Annotated in this window: 16 protein-coding genes; 8 read left to right on the top strand and 8 right to left on the bottom strand. The window is 63.3% G+C overall.

Going from position 1 to position 17,721, the window contains the following annotated elements:
* Positions 1-172: 172 nt before the first annotated feature.
* From ACSH0F_RS10975 to ACSH0F_RS10965, 3 genes are all read left to right on the top strand, one after another.
* Positions 173-1,762, top strand: coding sequence for a phosphoenolpyruvate carboxykinase (locus ACSH0F_RS10975; protein ID WP_435202710.1), 1,590 nt, complete (start codon positions 173-175; stop codon positions 1,760-1,762).
* A gap of 153 nt (positions 1,763-1,915) precedes the next feature.
* Positions 1,916-2,236: a hypothetical protein gene (locus ACSH0F_RS10970; protein ID WP_435202708.1), complete on the top strand. Its 321-nt coding sequence runs from the start codon at positions 1,916-1,918 to the stop codon at positions 2,234-2,236.
* A 68-nt stretch (positions 2,237-2,304) separates the two neighbouring features.
* Entirely contained in the window at positions 2,305-3,129 is an 825-nt protein-coding gene (locus ACSH0F_RS10965) for a glutaminyl-peptide cyclotransferase (RefSeq protein WP_435202706.1), read from the top strand.
* Positions 3,130-3,197: 68 nt separating this feature from the next.
* Here ACSH0F_RS10965 and ACSH0F_RS10960 read toward each other — a convergent pair whose 3' ends face one another.
* The 3 genes from ACSH0F_RS10960 to ACSH0F_RS10950 all read right to left on the bottom strand — a co-directional run bounded on the left by ACSH0F_RS10960 (position 3,198) and on the right by ACSH0F_RS10950 (position 7,135).
* Positions 3,198-4,760: a DUF1570 domain-containing protein gene (locus ACSH0F_RS10960; protein WP_435202704.1), complete on the bottom strand. Its 1,563-nt coding sequence runs from the start codon at positions 4,758-4,760 to the stop codon at positions 3,198-3,200.
* A 74-nt stretch (positions 4,761-4,834) separates the two neighbouring features.
* Positions 4,835-6,685, bottom strand: coding sequence for a DUF885 domain-containing protein (locus tag ACSH0F_RS10955; RefSeq protein ID WP_435202702.1), 1,851 nt, complete (start codon positions 6,683-6,685; stop codon positions 4,835-4,837).
* Positions 6,686-6,736: 51 nt separating this feature from the next.
* Entirely contained in the window at positions 6,737-7,135 is a 399-nt protein-coding gene (locus ACSH0F_RS10950) for a DUF3597 domain-containing protein (RefSeq protein ID WP_435202700.1), read from the bottom strand.
* A 102-nt stretch (positions 7,136-7,237) separates the two neighbouring features.
* On the opposite strand from ACSH0F_RS10950, the gene ACSH0F_RS10945 reads away from it, so the two are divergent.
* Positions 7,238-7,447, top strand: coding sequence for a hypothetical protein (locus tag ACSH0F_RS10945; RefSeq protein WP_435202698.1), 210 nt, complete (start codon positions 7,238-7,240; stop codon positions 7,445-7,447).
* Between the two features lie 6 nt (positions 7,448-7,453).
* On the opposite strand, the gene ACSH0F_RS10940 is transcribed toward ACSH0F_RS10945, so the two are convergent.
* Together ACSH0F_RS10940 and ACSH0F_RS10935 are read right to left on the bottom strand one after the other, a co-directional pair.
* Positions 7,454-8,134, bottom strand: a complete 681-nt coding sequence (locus ACSH0F_RS10940) for an energy transducer TonB (protein ID WP_435202696.1) — start codon at positions 8,132-8,134, stop codon at positions 7,454-7,456.
* A 221-nt stretch (positions 8,135-8,355) separates the two neighbouring features.
* On the bottom strand, positions 8,356-9,012 hold the full coding sequence (locus tag ACSH0F_RS10935; protein WP_278327323.1) for an alpha/beta hydrolase: 657 nt from the start codon (positions 9,010-9,012) through the stop codon (positions 8,356-8,358).
* 124 nt (positions 9,013-9,136) lie between these two features.
* On the opposite strand from ACSH0F_RS10935, the gene ACSH0F_RS10930 reads away from it, so the two are divergent.
* The 3 genes from ACSH0F_RS10930 to ACSH0F_RS10920 all read left to right on the top strand — a co-directional run bounded on the left by ACSH0F_RS10930 (position 9,137) and on the right by ACSH0F_RS10920 (position 11,798).
* On the top strand, positions 9,137-10,156 hold the full coding sequence (locus ACSH0F_RS10930; protein WP_435203167.1) for a cysteine desulfurase family protein: 1,020 nt from the start codon (positions 9,137-9,139) through the stop codon (positions 10,154-10,156).
* A gap of 221 nt (positions 10,157-10,377) precedes the next feature.
* Complete coding sequence (locus ACSH0F_RS10925; protein WP_435202693.1) at positions 10,378-11,472, top strand: cysteine desulfurase family protein; 1,095 nt, start codon at positions 10,378-10,380, stop codon at positions 11,470-11,472.
* Positions 11,469-11,798: a 2Fe-2S iron-sulfur cluster-binding protein gene (locus tag ACSH0F_RS10920; protein WP_435202692.1), complete on the top strand. Its 330-nt coding sequence runs from the start codon at positions 11,469-11,471 to the stop codon at positions 11,796-11,798. Before ACSH0F_RS10925 ends, ACSH0F_RS10920 begins: the two co-directional genes overlap by 4 nt.
* On the opposite strand, the gene ACSH0F_RS10915 is transcribed toward ACSH0F_RS10920, so the two are convergent.
* The 3 genes from ACSH0F_RS10915 to ACSH0F_RS10905 all read right to left on the bottom strand — a co-directional run bounded on the left by ACSH0F_RS10915 (position 11,795) and on the right by ACSH0F_RS10905 (position 15,296).
* The gene (locus tag ACSH0F_RS10915) at positions 11,795-13,495 is read right to left on the bottom strand and encodes a mechanosensitive ion channel family protein (protein WP_435202690.1); all 1,701 of its coding nucleotides are present in this window, start codon (positions 13,493-13,495) and stop codon (positions 11,795-11,797) included. The genes ACSH0F_RS10920 and ACSH0F_RS10915 overlap by 4 nt on opposite strands.
* A 40-nt stretch (positions 13,496-13,535) precedes the next feature.
* Positions 13,536-14,579 (bottom strand): DUF4349 domain-containing protein, encoded by a 1,044-nt coding sequence (locus ACSH0F_RS10910; RefSeq protein WP_435202688.1) that lies wholly within the window; start codon positions 14,577-14,579, stop codon positions 13,536-13,538.
* Positions 14,580-14,738: 159 nt separating this feature from the next.
* On the bottom strand, positions 14,739-15,296 hold the full coding sequence (locus ACSH0F_RS10905; RefSeq protein WP_435202686.1) for a type 1 glutamine amidotransferase domain-containing protein: 558 nt from the start codon (positions 15,294-15,296) through the stop codon (positions 14,739-14,741).
* Between the two features lie 98 nt (positions 15,297-15,394).
* Here ACSH0F_RS10905 and parC point away from each other — a divergent pair, with 98 nt between their 5' ends.
* Positions 15,395-17,689, top strand: coding sequence for a DNA topoisomerase IV subunit A (gene parC / locus ACSH0F_RS10900; protein WP_435202684.1), 2,295 nt, complete (start codon positions 15,395-15,397; stop codon positions 17,687-17,689).
* Positions 17,690-17,721 lie beyond the last annotated feature (32 nt).

The following is a 17,721-nucleotide window of genomic DNA, read 5'->3' as shown; positions in this document are numbered from 1 at the left end:
AATCCGATTATTCGTGCAAAACAACGCAGGCTGTGCCCGCCTAAGCCAGAATTTGCCGTCGTGCGGTTTGACGCAGGGGCGGTGGGGTATTAGAGGCTCACGCGAGCACCGCGCATTCGTATGCGCGGATGATTCCATCACAGTAACGCACTCGCGCGCTGGAGATTTTTCGGTGACCACCCCGCTTTCGACTTCGCTTTCCGACCAGGGCATCGCCACCGATGCCACGATCCACCCGAACCTGACCGCGGAAGAGCTGACCGCCGCCGCGCTCGAAAATGGCGAAGGCCGCAAGGCGAAGGACGGGCCGCTGGTGGTGGAGACCGGCAAACACACCGGCCGCAGCGCGAACGACAAGTTCATCGTCCGTGACGGCGAGACAGAAGACACCGTGTGGTGGGACAATAACGCCTCGATGAAGCCGGAGCATTTCGCTGCGCTGAAAGAGGATTTCATGGCCGCGCTGGGCGAGAAGAGCGATCTCTATGTCGCGGACCTGTTCGGCGGATCGCAACCTGAATATCGCGTCAACGTCCGCGTGATCAACGAGCTGGCGTGGCACAACCAGTTCATCCGCACGCTGCTGGTTCGCCCGACCGCTGAAGAACTCGACGGGTTCAAGCCGGAATATACCATCATCGACCTGCCGACGTTCCAGGCCGATCCGGAACGCCACGGCACGCGCAGCGAGACGGTGATCGCGGTCAACCTGTCGGAAAAGCTGATCCTGATCGGCGGCACAAAATATGCCGGCGAGATGAAGAAGAGTGTGTTCGGCATCCTCAACTACCTGCTGCCTGCCCAAGGCGTGATGCCGATGCACTGTTCGGCCAACATCGGGCCTGACGGCAAGAGCGCGGTGTTCTTCGGCCTTTCGGGCACCGGCAAGACGACGCTGTCCGCCGATGCCAGCCGCACGCTGATCGGTGACGACGAGCATGGCTGGTCGGACACGGCGGTCTTCAATTTCGAAGGCGGCTGCTACGCCAAGATGATCCGCCTCGATCCCGATAGCGAGCCGGAAATCTACGCGACGACCAAGATGGAGGGCACGGTCCTCGAAAACGTCGTGATGAACGATGCGGGCGAGATCGACCTTGATGACAACAGCCTCGCGGAGAACACCCGCGGCGCCTATCCGCTGTCGTCCATCCCCAACACCAGCGCCGACAACCTCGGCCCGCCGCCGTCGAATGTCATCATGCTGACCGCCGATGCCTTCGGCGTGCTGCCTCCGATCGCGCGGCTCACGCCGGACCAGGCGATGTACCACTTCCTGTCGGGCTACACGGCCAAGGTCGCCGGCACGGAAATCGGCGTGACCGAGCCGACCGCGACCTTCAGCACCTGCTTCGGCGCGCCCTTCATGCCGCGCCACCCGAGCGTTTACGGCAACCTCCTGAAGAAGCGCATCGCCGAGGGCGAAGTGCACTGCTGGCTGGTCAACACCGGCTGGACCGGCGGCAAATACGGCGTCGGCCATCGCATGCCGATCAAGGCCACTCGCGCGCTGCTCAATGCCGCGCTCGACGGGTCGCTCAACGATGCGGAGTTCCGCAAGGACCCGAACTTCGGTTTCGAAGTCCCGGTGAGTGTGCCCGGCGTCGACAGCCAGATCCTCGACCCGCGTTCCACCTGGGACGACAAGGACGAATACGACCGCACCGCGCACAAGCTGGTGCAGCTGTTCGTGGACAATTTCGAACCTTTCGCCGCCCATGTCGACCAGGGCGTGCGCGACGCGGCCCCCGCAGCCGCCTGACGGTTTCTCGGTTGGAGAGGAGAGCCCTGCGAACCTAGTGTCGACGGGGATCTCAGAAGAGAGCCCCGGCCGGGAAACCGGACCGGGGCTTTTTCTTGGCCGCGAAATCGGTCAGACTGGAATGGGTTCGCAGGCGCTGAGGGAGATTCGACGATGGGACTTTTCGACCAGATCCTGGGCCAAGTGGGCGGCAATCCGACCGTCACCAACATGGCAGAGAAACTCGGCATAGATCCGGAAATGGCGGCCAAGGCGGTCGCCGCGCTGGGTGCAGCGCATCAGGATCCCGGCGACACGATCGAAGTAGCCGCCAACAAGACCGGCATAGATGCCGACGTACTCGAGCAGATTCGCGAGGCCATCGGCGGCGAAGGTTCGCTGGGTAAATTCGCCAGCATGCTCGACCGCGATGGAGACGGAAGTCCGCTCGACGATATTGCCGATATGGCAAGCGGCTTCTTCGGCAAGAAGTAAAGGCGAGCAATCGCTTGGGCCGCTTCATCTTGCGCTCAGCCGCACCGCGGCAAGGACGCGAAATGAAAATGGCGCGTCTCCTATATGGAATTGCTTGCGCGACCCTGCTTGGGTGGCCCCTCTCGGCCCAGGTCGAGCAGGCCGCTCCGCAACCGATACTCGAGGGTGCCTATTCCGGGCCGGTGGTCTACCGCGCCGAAGTCGTCGCCGAATATCCGCATGACGCTGCCGCGTTCACGCAGGGACTGCTGTGGCACGACGGCGCGCTCTTCGAGAGCACCGGGCGCGTAGGGCAGTCGGTCATCCGCGAGGTCGATCTCGAAACCGGCGAGGTGCTCCGCGAGACAGCGATCCCGTCGAACCAGTTCGGCGAGGGATTGGCTCACTGGAACGGATCGCTCGTCAGCCTGACGTGGCGCGATGGCGCGATCCATCGCTGGGATGCGGACACGCTCGAGCCTCTGGCGACCCGTGAGGGCTATCCGCTCGACGGTTGGGGCCTGACTACGTCCGGGGAAGGGCTCATCCACTCCGATGGCAGCGCGACCCTGCGGGTGCTCGATCCCGAGAGCTACGACGTCCTTCGCAGCATCGAGGTCACCATGAACGACCGCCCGCTGCGCCGCCTCAACGAGCTCGAGATGATCGACGGACTCGTCTTCGCCAACATATGGGAGACTGCCTATATCGTGGCGATCGATCCTGCAGACGGCAGGGTCGAACGGCTGATCGACCTGACTGATCTCGTTGCGTCTGTGCCGGTCACCGGACGGGATGCCGTGCTCAACGGAATAGCGTGGGACGCGGAAAATGGGCGCCTGTTCGTGACCGGAAAGCTTTGGCCGAAGCTATACGAGATCGCGCTGGTCGAAACCGGCGCACAGGTGCGCTAGCCGTGCTCAGATCGCTGCTAGGCGCAGCGAGTTTTACTGCAAACCTGCCCCTCGGCCACGCAGCGCCATCACTCCGACCCAGTATCCTCGCCCGTGGCCGCATCGGCGATAGCGGTCGCCAGATCGATCGTTGCACCCGGATTCCAGGCGGTGCCTTCCTCGACTCCGGCCATCGCTTCGTAAAAGCGCCGCGCCGTCTGTGCCAATCCGCCGCAGTGTGGATCGTTGGCGATCGGGGCAATGGTCTGGCGGGCGATGGCGATCTTGCCTTCGCTGGCCTGCATCATCGCCGCATTCATGCGCAGGCTCTTGTCGAACGGGGCGAGTTGCATCGCCTGTTCCAGCGCAAGACGCGCGTTTTCGTTCGGTTCTTCGCCGCGCTCCACGAAGCTGCGGTAATAGTACATCAGCGGTATCGGGTGGTCGTTTTCGAGCCGGTTCAGCGCGGAAAAGGGCGCCATCGCGGCAGCATAGGCAGCATCCTCGTCGGTTGCCGACGCCGCCTGCCGGAAGAGGGCATAGCCTTTCTGCACATAAGCATTCTTGCGGTTGGGATCGATTGCGAGAGCGCGGTCCGCTGCTGCAATCGCCTTCTCGTCATTGCCGGCATCGTATTCCGCTTCGGCCAACGCCGTCAGCACGCCGGCATCGCGCGGATATTCGGCCGCGATCTCGCGGATCTCGGGAAGGAGTTCCAAAGCCGCTTCCCGATCGACGCCGCGCTGCGAACGAATGCGCAGGGGCATCACTTCGCCTTCGCCTTCCGTGAGTTGCCGCACGGTGACCGGATTCGTCGGCAACATGTCCGCGTCCAGCGTCCAGACGTTCATCCGGCGCTGGTCGATATAGCGGTCGACTTCCTTTTGCAGGGCATCGAGATTGCTGAAAGCGTCGATGGCGGCTGTGCGCGGGGCTTTCCCTTCCGCGATGCCGACCATGTAGTTGCGCAACTGGCCGCTGCGCTCCTCGTTGAAATAGAGATAGTGGTAGAGCGCCCAGGCGCGACCATAGAACGCGTCGAACCGTTTGCCCTTGTTCTTCTCGTAGAGCTCCGGGTCGATCAGCTCCTCCACGCTGACATCCTTGGCAAAAGCGAGCTCCGCCGCACGGTGATAGGCCGGTGCACCGATCTGCAAGCCGCCATCCTTTTCGAACTTGGCTGATGCGAAGAATTCGGCTGCACCTTCGTTGACCCACCGCGGCATGGCATAGGGCGCGGCCGAAATCAGGAAATGGTGCGCATATTCGTGCAGCAGGACCGTGACCGAAAAATCGGTCTCGCGCCCCCGCATGTTGATTTCCGGAACGAAGGCTCGCGAAGCGCCGGCGCGCGGGATGTAGAACCCGGCGACGTTCTTGGCATTCTCTCCGGCAAGCTTGCGGATCTTGCCCTCGCTCCCGACGACGAAAATGGTGACGCGATTGGAGGGGCTGGGTTTCGTATTCTTCCGCATCTGCAGCAGGCTCATCGCCGAATGGTACCGCTCCAGCGCCCCGGCAAATTCCTGCACGTCCTTCGCCCGGTCGTCGGCATAGACGACGAAGTGATCGGACTCCGCCACGTGCCAATCGGCCTGCGCCGGAACAGACAAACCGAGCGCAAGCGCAAATCCCAAGCTGAAACGTTTCATATCGACCCCCAATGTCATTCCGCTCGGGTATGACACGGGATCGATAGTATGGAAACTGCAGCCCGAGTTTTATTTCAAGTCGAAGCCCGGTCGATATACCGCCCGACGTTTTTCTCCAGCACGTCCATCGGGACATTGCCGCCGAGCACAACCGCATCGTTGAATGCCTTGAAATCGTAAGCAGTGCCCAAGGCGGTTTCGGCGCGGGCGCGCTGGTCGACGATGCGGCTGTGGCCGAGCTTGTAGCCGGTCGCCTGCCCGGGCCAGCTGCAGTAGCGATCGACTTCGCTACCCACTTCTTCCGGCTTGCTGCCGTTCTCCTCGACGAAGAAGCGCACGGCCTGCTCGCGGCTCCAGCCCTTGGCATGGAGGCCGGTGTCTACGACCATCCGGCAGGCACGGAACGCAAGGCTCTGGAGATAGCCGAGGCGGCCGACCGCGAAATCGTCATAGGCGCCGAGCTCGTCTGCCAGTTGCTCGCCATAGAGCGCCCAGCCTTCGCTGAACGGGTTGAACGCCAGGATCGAACGGATGAGCGGCAGGCGGTTGGAATATTCGCCTTCCCAGACATGGCCGGGAATGGTCTCGTGATAGGTGAGATCGGCCAAGTCGTATTTGCGGTGCAGGTCGGTGGTCCGTAGGTTGATCCAGAAGCGACCCGGTATTGTGCCGTCCTTGCTGCCTGCCCCGCCATAGGCACCCGGCGCGCCGACTTCCTCGGCAGGCGGGATGCGCTTTACCTCCAGATTGGGATCGACCAGCGTGTTGAAGGCGCGCGGCATCTGCGCCTTGATCCAGTTCACCCGGTCCCAGATGAATTCCATGATTTCTTCGCGGCCGGGATCGCCCTCCGCGAACTTGTAGCGCGGGTCTGCACCCAGCGCCTGCATGCGCTCGCCGACCGAGCCGCTGGTATAACCGATATCCCGCAGGATCGGATCCATGCGGGCATGCAGCGCTTCCAGTTCTTCGAGGCCTTGGCGGTGAATGTCATCGGCGGAGAGGGTGGTGGTGGTGCTGGAGCGCAGGGCCCAGGCGTAGAATTCCTCGCCCCGTGGCCGCGCGGAGATGCCCGGCGCATCGGTGGCCACGGCTCGCTCTGCCTTCAACTCGGCCAGCTGGCGGGAAAGCGCCTCGGCAATCGGGCCGCTTTCGAGCGACATTGCCCGATCGGCGCGGTTTTCGGGGAGGTTGCTGGCGTTGAGCTTACCGCGCAAATCGTCGGCGAACAGCTCGCCTTTGCCGGCGCTGGCGATGGTCTGCTCCATCTGGCGGATCGCCTTCTCGAGCAGGAAGCCCGGCGGCACCACGCCCATGCCTCGAGCGCTGCGAATACGCTCCAGCTCTCCGTTGAAAACCGACGGCATCTGCTCCATCCGCACAATGTACGCGTCGGCATCATCGGCATTCGCGACGTTGTGCGAGGACTGCATGAACCGCGGCAGGGCGAGGTATTCGCCGACGTTCTGGATCACGACATAGGGCGCGGTGCGCCAGTTGCCCACGGGCGTATCGCCATAGGGCAGCGCGAAGCCGTCGAGCGCTAGGGCATAGGCGCTTTCGACCACTTCGAAACTGGTCAGCTGATCTGCATCGAGCCGCTCGCGCGGGTAGGCGCGGGTCATTTCAAGATCGCGCCGCAGCGTGGCGGCATAGGCGGCTTGGCCCTCGGGAGACTGGTCTTCAAGCTGGCTGCGGAGTGCAGCGTGGCTGCCGGTATCCACACCGAGCGAGGTCGCCCGCTCGGGTTCATGCGCGAGGAGGTTGTAGCCGACCTGGTCGAGCCATTCATCGGGCGTCAGGCTGACGGGGGCAGAGGTCCCGTCGGCGGCGTAGGTCGCGCATCCCGACAGGGTGAGCGCAGTCGTCGCGCCAAGCCCGGCGAGGGCCTGGCGGCGGGTTATGTCGAAGCTGTGTGAAGTCATGACGGCGGTGTGCGCCGCCGGTCGGGGCCTGTCAAATGGGCTGCGGTGAAATCAGTCGCGCAGGTTTGTCGGGACCTTGCCGCCATTGGCCGCAAGTTCGTTCATCACGCGCTTGTGCAGCCACATGTTGTCTTCGGCGCTGCCCGAATAATCCTCGCGGCCCAGTTCCTGCGCCAGCGCCTTGCGGCTCTCGTAATCGGAATCGATGTTCAGCAGCTTCATCAGATCGACGATGGAGGTGCGCCAGTTCAGCCGGTCTGCGCCGGGCATGGAATCGAGATGGTTCTCGACATCGACCACCGGGGTGGCTTTCTTCTCGACGACCGGTGCATTGGCCCAGGCATTGCCGGGATTGGCCTTCGGCGCGCCGGAGGGGGCAGTTTTCTGCGCTTCCTGCGCCTTCGCATCCTTGCCGAAAATGGCGTCCTTGATCTTGCCGAAAATGCTCATGGTCGTCTCCTTCCCAATGGCAACGGGCGGGGTGCGACCCCGTTCCGCGGTGGAAGCTCGTCGCAAGCTTGCGAGCCGCGCGTGTCGCGCTATGGAAAAGCGATGCTCGACGCCGTCCTTTCGCTTACCGTCCTTGCCGCGATCCTGCTGTTGATCGGCGCCTTTTTCCTGTGGCGGCGGACCGCCAATGTGAAGAACGCGCTGCTGATGGTGTTGCTGGCTTTCGTGGCCCTGATGAACGTGGCAATCTGGACGCTGCCCGATGCCGGGGGTGAGGCCCCGCTCGAAAAGCTCGAGCAGGGCGCTCGCTAGGGAGCCTTATTCGGGCAGCTGCCAGAGGACCGAACCGGTATAGCTGCCGGCAACCGGCTCGCCATTGCCGCCACGCGCAGGCTCGAAGCGGGCGCGCTTGCTAACGAGGCTGCAGGTCGCCGCGTCCAGTTCGCTATGTCCGGTCGAGCCGGTAACGGTGCAGTTCGACACCCGGCCGTTGGCAGCGATCTCGAGCCGGAATCTGGCCACTCCCGTCAATTCGCGGCGCGCCCAGCTCGAGCGATAGTCGTTATTCGACAGCCAGCGCCCGGGATCGTTCTTTGGGCGGGCGGGAACCGGCTCGAAGCTGGGCGTGGGAGCAGGCGGTGAGGGTTTCGGCAGCACGATCTCGCCGCGTCCCGGTTGCGGGCTGGGGATGGGCGGCGGGATTAAGTCCGTCGTGTCGATAATCGGCGGCGTCGGCTTGAGATCGAGCTTGGGCACCGGGGTGAAGACCGGCGGTACGGTGCTTTCCTTCGGGTCCGCCGTATTTTCCGGCGGCGGAGGAGGTGGAGGCGGCGGGGGGACGTCAGGGATATCCTTCGCGGGAAGCCGGGTGATGATATCTGGCATCGCGCCATTGACCGTCAGTCCGAAAACCAGCAGCGCGCCGACTCCGGCGTGGATAGCCACTACTGCAGCAATACTGCCGACCGAGGCGCGGTTCGATTGGGGGATGTAGGACATGGATGTGCTCCTCTTCCAATGCGGGAGACTTAGTCTGCGACTCCTCGTATTAGCAATGTTACAACATTACCAATCGACGTCAAGTTTTATGAGATTTTGTAACACGCGACTGGGATGGAGCGTCCGAACGGCAGAGTTCGATCTGTGGAGCACCTAAGCGAATTCTCCGCCTGCGCGAATTCCGAAATTCTAGGCGCGCTCTCGCTCGCCAAGCAACTCCGTCACTTGATTGGGCAGGCCGGATCCAGGCGAAAATCGAGATAATTGTCGACTGACTTCATCAGCTCCGCCTGTTCGTTCTCGAAGAAGTGGTTGGCGCGCGGAATTTCCTCGTGATGCACGGTGATGTGCTTCTGCGTGCGCAGCTTCTCGACCAGCTTGGTGACCGAATTGGGCTGCACCACCGTGTCCTGCGCGCCGTGGATGAAGATGCCGCTGGCGGGGCAGGGGGCGAGGAAGGAGAAGTCATACATGCTCGCCGGAGCGCCGATGCTGATCCAGCCGCGGATTTCCGGGCGGCGCATCAGCAGCTGCATCCCGATCAGCGCCCCGAAACTGACGCCGGCGACCCAGGTCACTTGCGCTTCGGGATGGACCTGCTGCACCCAGTCGAGCGCGCTGGCGGCGTCGGACAATTCGCCGACACCGTTGTCGAAGCTGCCCTGGCTGCGGCCGACGCCGCGGAAATTGAAGCGCAGCGTGGCGAAGCCGCGGTTGACGAAGGTCTTGTAGAGCCGCTGCGTCATCTGCTCGTTCATCGTGCCGCCGCCCTGCGGATGCGGGTGCAGGATCATCGCCACTGGCGCACGCGGGCGCGGGGCGGGAGAGAAACGGCCTTCGAGACGGCCTTCGGGGCCGGGGAAAATGACGGTCGGCATGGATGGAGTACCTGTCGAATCTGATGGGTCGCGCTGGCCATGGGTGGCGCATGCGAGGTCGCGGGCTATATAGGGTTTCCCCGCGATTTCGCAATAATTTCGAGCCCGTATCATTCCCGAACGCATCTACCTCGATCACGCCGCCACCACGCCGCTGCGCCCCGAAGCGAAAGCGGCTATGGAAGATGGCTTCCGGCTATGGGCCAATCCCAGCTCGCCGCATGCCGAGGGGCGTAAGGCGCGCAGCCTGCTGGAAGACGCGCGCGAGCGGATCAATACGGCGCTGGGATGGGACGGCGAGGTGATCTTCACCAGCGGGGCAAGCGAGGCGGCTGCGCTGGCTTTGCATAGTGCAAAAGCCGGTGCACGGCTGATTTCCGCCGTCGAACATGATTGCATCTTCCAGGCGATGCCAACGGCAGAACGTTTGCCAGTGCGATCGGACGGCGCTCTCGACCTCGACATACTTGCAGAAGCAGTGCAGCGCGAACGACCGCTCGTCGCCGTCCAGCACGTCAATTCGGAAACCGGCAACCGGCAGGATCTGCAAGCGATTGCGGATGTGGTGAAGGATTCGGGCGGTTTGCTACTGGCGGATTGTGCGCAGAGTGCTGGCAAGTTAGCGTTGCCGCCGTGCGACATGGCTATTGTCTCGTCGCATAAATTCGGCGGTCCGATCGGCGTTGGCGCGCTGCTGGTCCGCGATTTCGCGCTGCTCGAGCCCAGTGGAGGACATGAGCGCGGCTATCGACGGGGCACAGAGAATTTGCCCGACGTGCTCGGGATGGCGGCGGCGCTGGAGGCAGCGAGCGGCCGTTACCTCGATCCCTTCGTTCTGGAGCCGATCAATTCGCTCGAGGGCTTGCTCCCACTTTCCGACCCCACGCCCTACATCCGCGCCATCGCCATGCCGAACATGAGCGCCACCGCGCAGGTCATGCGCTTCGACATGGCGGGCATTGCGGTTTCGCAAGGCAGCGCCTGCTCCAGCGGCACGATGAAAACCAGCCGCGTGCTGGAGGCGATGCAGGTCGAACCGGAGGTTGCCGCGAACACGATCCGTGTGTCGCTTGGCTGGAACACCACCCGTGCCGAGGTGGAACGCTTCTGCGAGGTGTGGCTCGAGATGGCTCGCGGTGCTTGATTTCTCTCCCGCAAAGCCGCGAAGGCGCAAAGGGTCAGCGCCGCAGGCATTCGGAAATTCTCGCACCAAGGCACTAAGGTGTCGCACTTCGCGAAACATCTTTGTGCCTTAGTGCGATGCTCTACGGCGGCTTAGCCGCAATTCTTTCTTCGCGCCTTTGCGCCTTTGCGTGAGAAAAATCCCTTGCGAGGCCACCGGATAATCCCAAGGGTCCCAATTCGATGATCTATCTCGACTACCAGGCCACCACCCCGCTCGCGCCCGAGGCGCGCGATGCGATGCTGCGATGGCTCGACGGGCCGGGCGGCACCGGCTTCGGCAACCCACACAGCCCGCACCGCATGGGCCGACAGGCCAAGGCTGCCATCGAATTGGCGCGCGAGCAGGTCGCGGCGCTGTTCCCGGCGGGCGGCAGGATAATCTTCACCGGCGGCGCGACCGAAGCGATCAATCTCGCCATCCGGGGTAGCGGGAAAGGCGGGGCCGTATCGGTCTCCGCCATCGAACATGCGGCCGTGCTCGATACAGCGCAGGATGCAGGCAAGTGCCATGTGCTGAACGTCGCGAAAAACGGGCAGTGCAATACCAAGCAGGATTTGCCCAGCGACACGCGGCTGGTCTGCCTGATGCAGGTCAACAACGAGATCGGCACGATCCAGCCGACCATCGAATGGCATCGCAAGGCGAAGGAGAACAATGCGCTCTATTTCTGCGACGCGGTTCAGGCCTATGGCCGGATCGAGCTGACCGGTGCGGACATGATCGCCATCAGCGCGCACAAGTTCCACGGACCTAAGGGGATTGGAGCGCTGTGGGTGCGCGAAGGGCTGTCGCTGGACGAGGTCCAGACCGGTGGCGGGCAGGAATTCGGCCTGCGCTCGGGCACGCTCTCGCCTGCATTGATCGCGGGCATGGGTGCGGCCGCACAGGAGGCGAAGGATCGGATGGAGCAGGATGCAGAGCACGTGCAGAAGCTCTGGAAACGCGCCAGCGAGCTGTTCGAGAATTGGGAGCTGAACGGCAGCGCGGAGGCGCGCTGGCACGGCAATCTCAACATCCGCCCGCGCGGGCCGAACGGCGGCGGGCTCGACGTCAACCGCCTGATGAGCGACGTGCGCGATGTAATGTTCTCCGCCGGCTCCGCCTGCGCGAGCGGATCGGGCCGCACGAGCCATGTGCTCGAAGCGATCGGCCTGCCGAAAAAGCTCGCCAAGGCTTCCATCCGGCTCGGTTTCGGGCGCTACACGACCATGGACGAGATCGAGCAGGCGGCGGAGAAAATCAACGCGGCGGCGAAAGCGCAGGGCGCGCTGTGAAGGTCGAGTTCACGAGCTCCAAAGGCGAGATCGTCACCGCCGAATGCGAGCCGGGCGACAATCTGCTGCGCGTGGCCCAGGCCGCCGGTCTGCCGCTGGAGGGGACATGCGAAGGCCAGATGGCCTGCTCCACCTGCCACGTGATCGTCGCGCCCGAATGGTTCGACCGGCTCGACGAGGCCAGCGAGGAGGAGGAAGATATGCTCGACCTCGCAGCAGGCGTCGCGCGGACCAGCCGCCTCTCCTGCCAGATCGACCTGACCGAAGCGCTCGATGGGCTGGCGGTGTCGATCCCCGCCGAAAGCCACGACATGCGGCGGTTTTAGCCTTCCGCGTCCATTCGCACTTCACGCTCGCGCGGGAGGAAGGCAGGAGCGGGCTCATGACCGGCGGCGGCATCGAGGCGGGAAGCGGCGGCGAGCATGTGTTCGCGCAGGCGGCGATGCATGCTCCAGCCTGTCTTCGGATCCTCGGCCCGCACCATGAAGCGTACGGTCATCGCCCGCGCATTTTGCGAAATTACTTCGCACACCGCATCGTCCGGATCGATCACATCTTCATCGCTCCGGACGAACTCGCGGAACGGTTCGCGCAGCGCGTCGACATCGGCGCGATTGTCCAGTTCCAGCTCCACATGCATCATCAGGCTCGGGTCCTGTTTGGTCCAGTTCTCGAAACTGTCGCTGGTGAAATCGCCGAGCGGTGCGATCACCCGCCGCTCGTCCCAGGTCCGCAGGCGCAAATGGGTGAAGCCGATCTTCTCGACATAGCACCACTGTCCGCAATAATAGATCGCATCGCCGATCCGCGCCGTCTGCGCGAAGGCGATTTGCACGCTGGACATGATATCGCCCAGCACCTTGCGGGCGGCGAATACCAGCACGAGGCCGATCACGCCCGCCGAGGCGATGATCGAGAAGCCGAGCGTGTTCGAGATATTGCTGGCGACGAGCAGGAAGCCGATCCCGGCTAGCAGTAGTAGGGCAGTGACGATCCGCCTGATCGCGCTCATCTTCGTATAGAAGTTGCGATCCGCGTTGTTTTCTGCCGCTTCGAGCTTGTCCGTCCGGCGCGACGTAGCAAAGTCGAACAGATAATCGATGACCGCGAGCGCAGTCCCGATGATCGCGGCGAGGATGAGCACCAGCTGCAGCGGATCGAGCAGGTCCTTGACCGGCCCGGACAGGCGGAAGAACGTCGTCCGGACGAGCGCAAAGGTGCCGGCAAATGCGAGCAGGGTCGCCGGCAGGTGCACCGCCTGGAGAATGCCGTAGAGCTTGGTGTCCTCGTCCAGTCGGTGTCGCCAGCGATTGATCGCGAAATAGGTAAGGGCGGCGGCAAAGGCAGCGACCAGCAGGATCAGAGGTAGGGCGATCACTTCCCACCAGGCGAGCGTCCAGAAGGCCTGCTTGCGCAGTGGCGCGGGCAGCGCCTCTTCGAACTTGCTCGGCCCGTATATGGAATAAAGCGGCGGGACATTGGCGACGCTCTGTCGGCTGAACACCCAAAGGGGCTCGCTTCCGGGCGCCTGTACGCGTGCGATTCTGATCGGGACGGTCCGGTTATCGACTTCGAGATAGCCGATCACGATCGAGCGGCGGGGCGCGCCGGCCATCGGATCCTTGCTCGTCGTGGTCGTGTCGACGGCATCGGGGCGGTCGGGAAGCGAGGCCCAGTCGATCGCGACCGTCCGGTGAAGCAGGTCGTAAAGCTTGGCCGACAGGTCCTGCGGCGAATCCGCGTTTGCCGTCCGATCGACATTGGCGAGGTCGAGCGCAGCCGAGGCCCGCCCCCAATCGCCCCGCTCGCCGGCGGCCATGAAGCTTTCCATCAGCCCCATGGGCGTATCGAGTTCGAGCGGGCTCGCCGCCCCGCTGCCGTTCTGCAGCGTCTCCACTTCATAGACATAGGGCGAGGAATCCTGCGCCACCTGGCGCCCGGATTGGGCTATGGCTGGTACCGCGATGGCAGCGGAAAGTGCTGCGATAAGCAGCGCGATTTGTTGCAGAATTCTGTTCCCCATGCCCCGCTCAATGCACGAGCGGGGCCATGGGGCCGGCCCCTCAGTCGCTCGCTGGCTGGGGTTCGCCATCGCGCGCGGGCCGCCAGCCATCGTCACCGATGCCGGTCGAGAGGCCAGCCCGCTTCCACAGGCGGACAGCCAGCCAGACGAGCAGGCCGAGCGGCAGCACGACTGTCAGCAGGATCATCAGCACCGCGATCATATTGCCGAGCAGCGATGCCAGCGATCCCCACGCGCTACGGATCGGTTCGGCAAATCCGCCTTCGACCGGTGCGCCCGCCTGATATTCAACGGTCATTGTGCTGAAGGCAACACGGGCGCGCATCTCCGTCAGCCAGCTTCGCGCCTGATCGATCTCTTCGTTGACCTGCGCCACGCCGCGCTCTGCGGCGACGAGTTCTGACACTGTCCCGCGGCGGTTGCGGAGCACGTCCATCAGCCGGTCGCGCAATACCGTGCGGGCCTGGAGCCGCGCTTCGGTATCGACGATGGACTTGGACAGATCCTCGCCTTCGATGGAAGAGGACACCAGCTCGCCGTCCATCCGGCCGGTCGCGGCCGTCAGCGCCTTGCCGAAGGTGCGCGCCTCGCTGCTGCGCACGGCGATGGTCAAGCTGCCATAGGCATAGTCGCCTTCCTGCTCGCCCTGGTTCATCGAGACGATGCGACAGGTCTGCGGCCCCTTGGCCTCACACATATCGGCGTGGCGTTCCTGCAGCGGGCGGATCGTATCGGCCGGTACGCGGAATCCATAGGCAAAGGTGTACGCGACCTGCGGCATGCCGACGGCAATCGAGCCGCCGGCATTGACGATGGACTCGCCTGTGTCAGCCCGACCGGCGCGGTTCATGGCGGGCGGGGGAGGAGGCGGGTGCGCGGCAGCCGGCGGCGGCGCATTCTGTGGCATCGGTTCCATAAAACCGAAATCGGCTTGCGGAGCCTCCGCAGCGGCTTCGACGTCGACCGTCGTCACCCGCTCGCTGACGGTGTGTTGCTCCGAGTTTTCGCTACAGCCCGCCAACACCGCGACCAGCGCGCTTCCAGCCAATAGTTTCCCATGCATTTCGCTCTTCTCAGTACCCATCCAGCATGCCTTATTTATGCCACAATCTGAACACAATCTAAACACAGACTTTGATGTTACAACATCTCAATCGTGTGAAAGTCAAGGGATTGGATAGCAGGAAGCCCCACCGCATTGCTGCGGAAGGGCTCCCAATCTTCGTTCTGATTTAGGGCGGGGTCAGGCGGTTTCCATCTCGCGCTTTTCGGCGGTTTCGCCGAGCATCTCGATGAGGGCCTTGCTGAATGCCGGAATATCGTCCGGATTGCGGCTGGTAATCAGATTGCCATCGATGGCTGCTTCCTGGTCGACTACATTTGCACCGGCATTCTTCAGGTCGGTGCGGATCGAGGGCCACGACGTGACGGTCTTGCCCTTCAGAATATCTGCTTCCGCAAGCAACCACGGTGCGTGGCAAATTGCTGCAATCGGCTTGCCCGCCATGTCGAACTCGCGGACGATCGCCACAGCGCGCTCGTTCATGCGGAGGATGTCGGGATTAATTTGGCCGCCCGGCAGAAGAAGGGCGTCATAGCTCGAACAGTCGGACACTTCATCAACCGTCTTGTCTACGCTGACGCTTTCGCCCCAGTCTTTCTGGTCCCAGCCCTTGATCTCGCCCTTTTCCAGACTCACGACTGTGGTCTCGAAACCGGCGTCTTCGAGGTTGGCCTTCGGCTTCATCAGTTCGGACTGTTCGAAACCGTCGGTGGCGAGGATCATGATGCGTTTCGTCATAAGGTATCTCCGTAATATGTGTATGCCTTCCTAACGTGTGGGGATGACGCACCGTTCCGTGCTGACAGGCGAAGCGTGGCTCTGGTAGGGCGGGTGTCATGGCCACTTCCGAACTGGACGATTCCGGCGCCGATCCCTTCGATGCCATCGTCGATGCACCCTTCGATTCCGCGCTGTCCGAGCGCTATCTCGTCTATGCGCTGAGCACGATTACCGCGCGGTCGCTGCCCGACCTGCGCGACGGGTTGAAGCCGGTTCATCGGCGCCTGCTGTGGACCATGCGTCAGCTGAAACTCGACCCGGCGAGCGGGTTCAAGAAGTCGGCCCGCGTGGTCGGCGAAGTCATCGGCAAATACCATCCGCATGGCGACACCGCCGCCTACGATGCGATGGTCCGCCTCGCGCAGGATTTCGCCCTGCGTTACCCGCTCGTGGAAGGGCAGGGAAACTTTGGCAATATCGACGGCGATAACGCCGCCGCCTACCGCTACACCGAAGCGCGCCTGACCAGGACGGCGATGCGCCTGATGGAAGGCCTCGACGCGGGCACGGTCGACTTCATTCCGACATACAATAACGAGGAAGAAGAGCCGGAGATCATGCCGGGCCTCTTCCCCAATTTGCTCGCCAATGGCGCCAGCGGAATCGCGGTCGGCATGGCGACCAACATCCCGAGCCACAATGTCGCCGAGATTGTCGATGCAACGCTGGAAGTGATCGACAATCCGCACGTCGAACACGCGCGGCTCATGGAGTTGTTCAAGGGTCCGGACTTCCCCACCGGCGGCGTGGTGCCGGAGAGCGCCGAGACGATCAGCCATGCCTACGAGACCGGACGCGGGTCCTTCCGCGTGCGCGGTCGCTTCCATGCAGCGGAGACGGACAAGGCCGAGGATCGCGAGGCAGGTATAGAGCGGCTGGGCGGCGGGCAATGGCAGCTGGTCGTCAGCGAGATCCCCTACCAGGTGCAGAAGGGCAAGCTGATCGAGCAGATTGCTCAGCTGATCGCCGACAAGAAGCTGCCGATCCTGGAAGACGTGCGCGACGAGAGCGATGAGAACATCCGCCTCGTGCTCGTGCCGCGCAGCCGAAATGTCGATCCGGAACTGCTCAAGGAAAGCCTCTACAAGCTGACCGATCTGGAAACGCGCTTCGGCCTCAATCTCAATGTGCTCGACCGCACACGCACGCCGATGGTGATGGGGCTGAAAGAGCTGCTGGACAACTGGATCGCCAGCCAGATCGACATCCTCCAGCGCCGCAGCCGCCACCGGCTCGACCAGATTGCCCGGCGGCTGGAGCTGGTCGAAGGCTATATCATCGCCTTCCTCAACCTCGATCGCGTGATCGAGATCATCCGCACCGAGGACGAGCCCAAGGCCGTGATGATGGAGGAGTTCAAGCTTACCGACCGGCAGGCCGAAGCGATCCTCAACATGCGCCTGCGGAGTTTGCGCAAGCTGGAAGAGATGCAGCTGCGCGAAGAACGCGACGACCTGCTGAAAGAGCAGGAGGAACTGGAAAAGCTGCTCGGTTCACCTGCCCGCCAGCGCACGCGATTGAAGCGCGACCTCAATGCGCTGCGCAAGGAATATGCCGAGGACACCGATCTCGGCCGTCGCCGCACGACCATCGCCGAAGCCGCGCCAGCGGTCGAATTCAGCATGGATGCGATGATCGAGAAGGAGCCGGTAACGGTGATTCTGTCGCAGAAAGGCTGGATCCGCGCGGCAAAGGGCCATGTCGATCTGGAGCAGGACTTCAAGTTCAAGGAAGGCGACGGGCCGGCTTTCGTGCTGCACGCGCAGACCACCGACAAGCTGTTGCTGGCGGGCGACGACGGCCGCTTCTTCACGCTCGGCGCAGACAAGCTGCCCGGCGCGCGCGGTTTCGGCGAACCGGTTCGCAACACGCTCGACATCGATGCCGCGGCGCAGATCGTGTCGGTGATCGTGCACCGGCCCGGACAGCGGCTGCTGCTGGCGGCGACCACCGGCAAGGGCTTCGCTGCGACCACCGATGATATTTTGGCCGAAACTCGAAAAGGGCGGCAGGTCGTCAACCTCAAGGGCGATGCGAAGCTCGCCGTCGCGCGGTCGATTCTGGAAGGGCACGATCACGTCGCGGTGGTCGGCGACAACCGCAAGCTGGTGGTGTTCAACCTCGAGGAACTGCCCGATCTCGCCAAGGGACAGGGCGTCAAGCTGCAGAACTACCGCGATGGCGGATTGTCCGATGCGACGACCTTCAAGCTGGAGGACGGCCTCAGCTGGACGATGGGCGGCAAGGGCGACCGCACCCGCACCGAAACCGAGATGTGGCAATGGAAGGTCGCACGCGGCGGTGCGGGCCGATTGCCCCCGCAAGGCTTCCCGCGGGATAATCGTTTCTAGAGTTTCTTTGAGTGCGCCTGCCGCCCACGGAA

Source organism: Qipengyuania sp. 902 (genome assembly GCF_051195295.1).
In the GTDB taxonomy this organism is placed as follows: domain Bacteria; phylum Pseudomonadota; class Alphaproteobacteria; order Sphingomonadales; family Sphingomonadaceae; genus Qipengyuania.
This window is presented reverse-complemented; position numbering and strand designations above follow the sequence as displayed.

Coding starts and splice junctions, on each gene's coding strand:
- ACSH0F_RS10960 (WP_435202704.1), bottom strand. CDS start 4,760: ATGAAACGTTTCAGCTTGGGATTTGCGCTTGCGCTCGGTTTGTCTGTT.
- ACSH0F_RS10950 (WP_435202700.1), bottom strand. CDS start 7,135: ATGAGCATTTTCGGCAAGATCAAGGACGCCATTTTCGGCAAGGATGCG.
- ACSH0F_RS10945 (WP_435202698.1), top strand. CDS start 7,238: ATGCTCGACGCCGTCCTTTCGCTTACCGTCCTTGCCGCGATCCTGCTG.
- ACSH0F_RS10955 (WP_435202702.1), bottom strand. CDS start 6,685: ATGACTTCACACAGCTTCGACATAACCCGCCGCCAGGCCCTCGCCGGG.
- ACSH0F_RS10905 (WP_435202686.1), bottom strand. CDS start 15,296: ATGACGAAACGCATCATGATCCTCGCCACCGACGGTTTCGAACAGTCC.
- ACSH0F_RS10935 (WP_278327323.1), bottom strand. CDS start 9,012: ATGCCGACCGTCATTTTCCCCGGCCCCGAAGGCCGTCTCGAAGGCCGT.
- ACSH0F_RS10970 (WP_435202708.1), top strand. CDS start 1,916: ATGGGACTTTTCGACCAGATCCTGGGCCAAGTGGGCGGCAATCCGACC.
- ACSH0F_RS10940 (WP_435202696.1), bottom strand. CDS start 8,134: ATGTCCTACATCCCCCAATCGAACCGCGCCTCGGTCGGCAGTATTGCT.
- ACSH0F_RS10910 (WP_435202688.1), bottom strand. CDS start 14,579: ATGGGTACTGAGAAGAGCGAAATGCATGGGAAACTATTGGCTGGAAGC.
- ACSH0F_RS10925 (WP_435202693.1), top strand. CDS start 10,378: ATGATCTATCTCGACTACCAGGCCACCACCCCGCTCGCGCCCGAGGCG.
- ACSH0F_RS10915 (WP_435202690.1), bottom strand. CDS start 13,495: ATGGGGAACAGAATTCTGCAACAAATCGCGCTGCTTATCGCAGCACTT.
- parC (WP_435202684.1), top strand. CDS start 15,395: ATGGCCACTTCCGAACTGGACGATTCCGGCGCCGATCCCTTCGATGCC.
- ACSH0F_RS10965 (WP_435202706.1), top strand. CDS start 2,305: ATGGCGCGTCTCCTATATGGAATTGCTTGCGCGACCCTGCTTGGGTGG.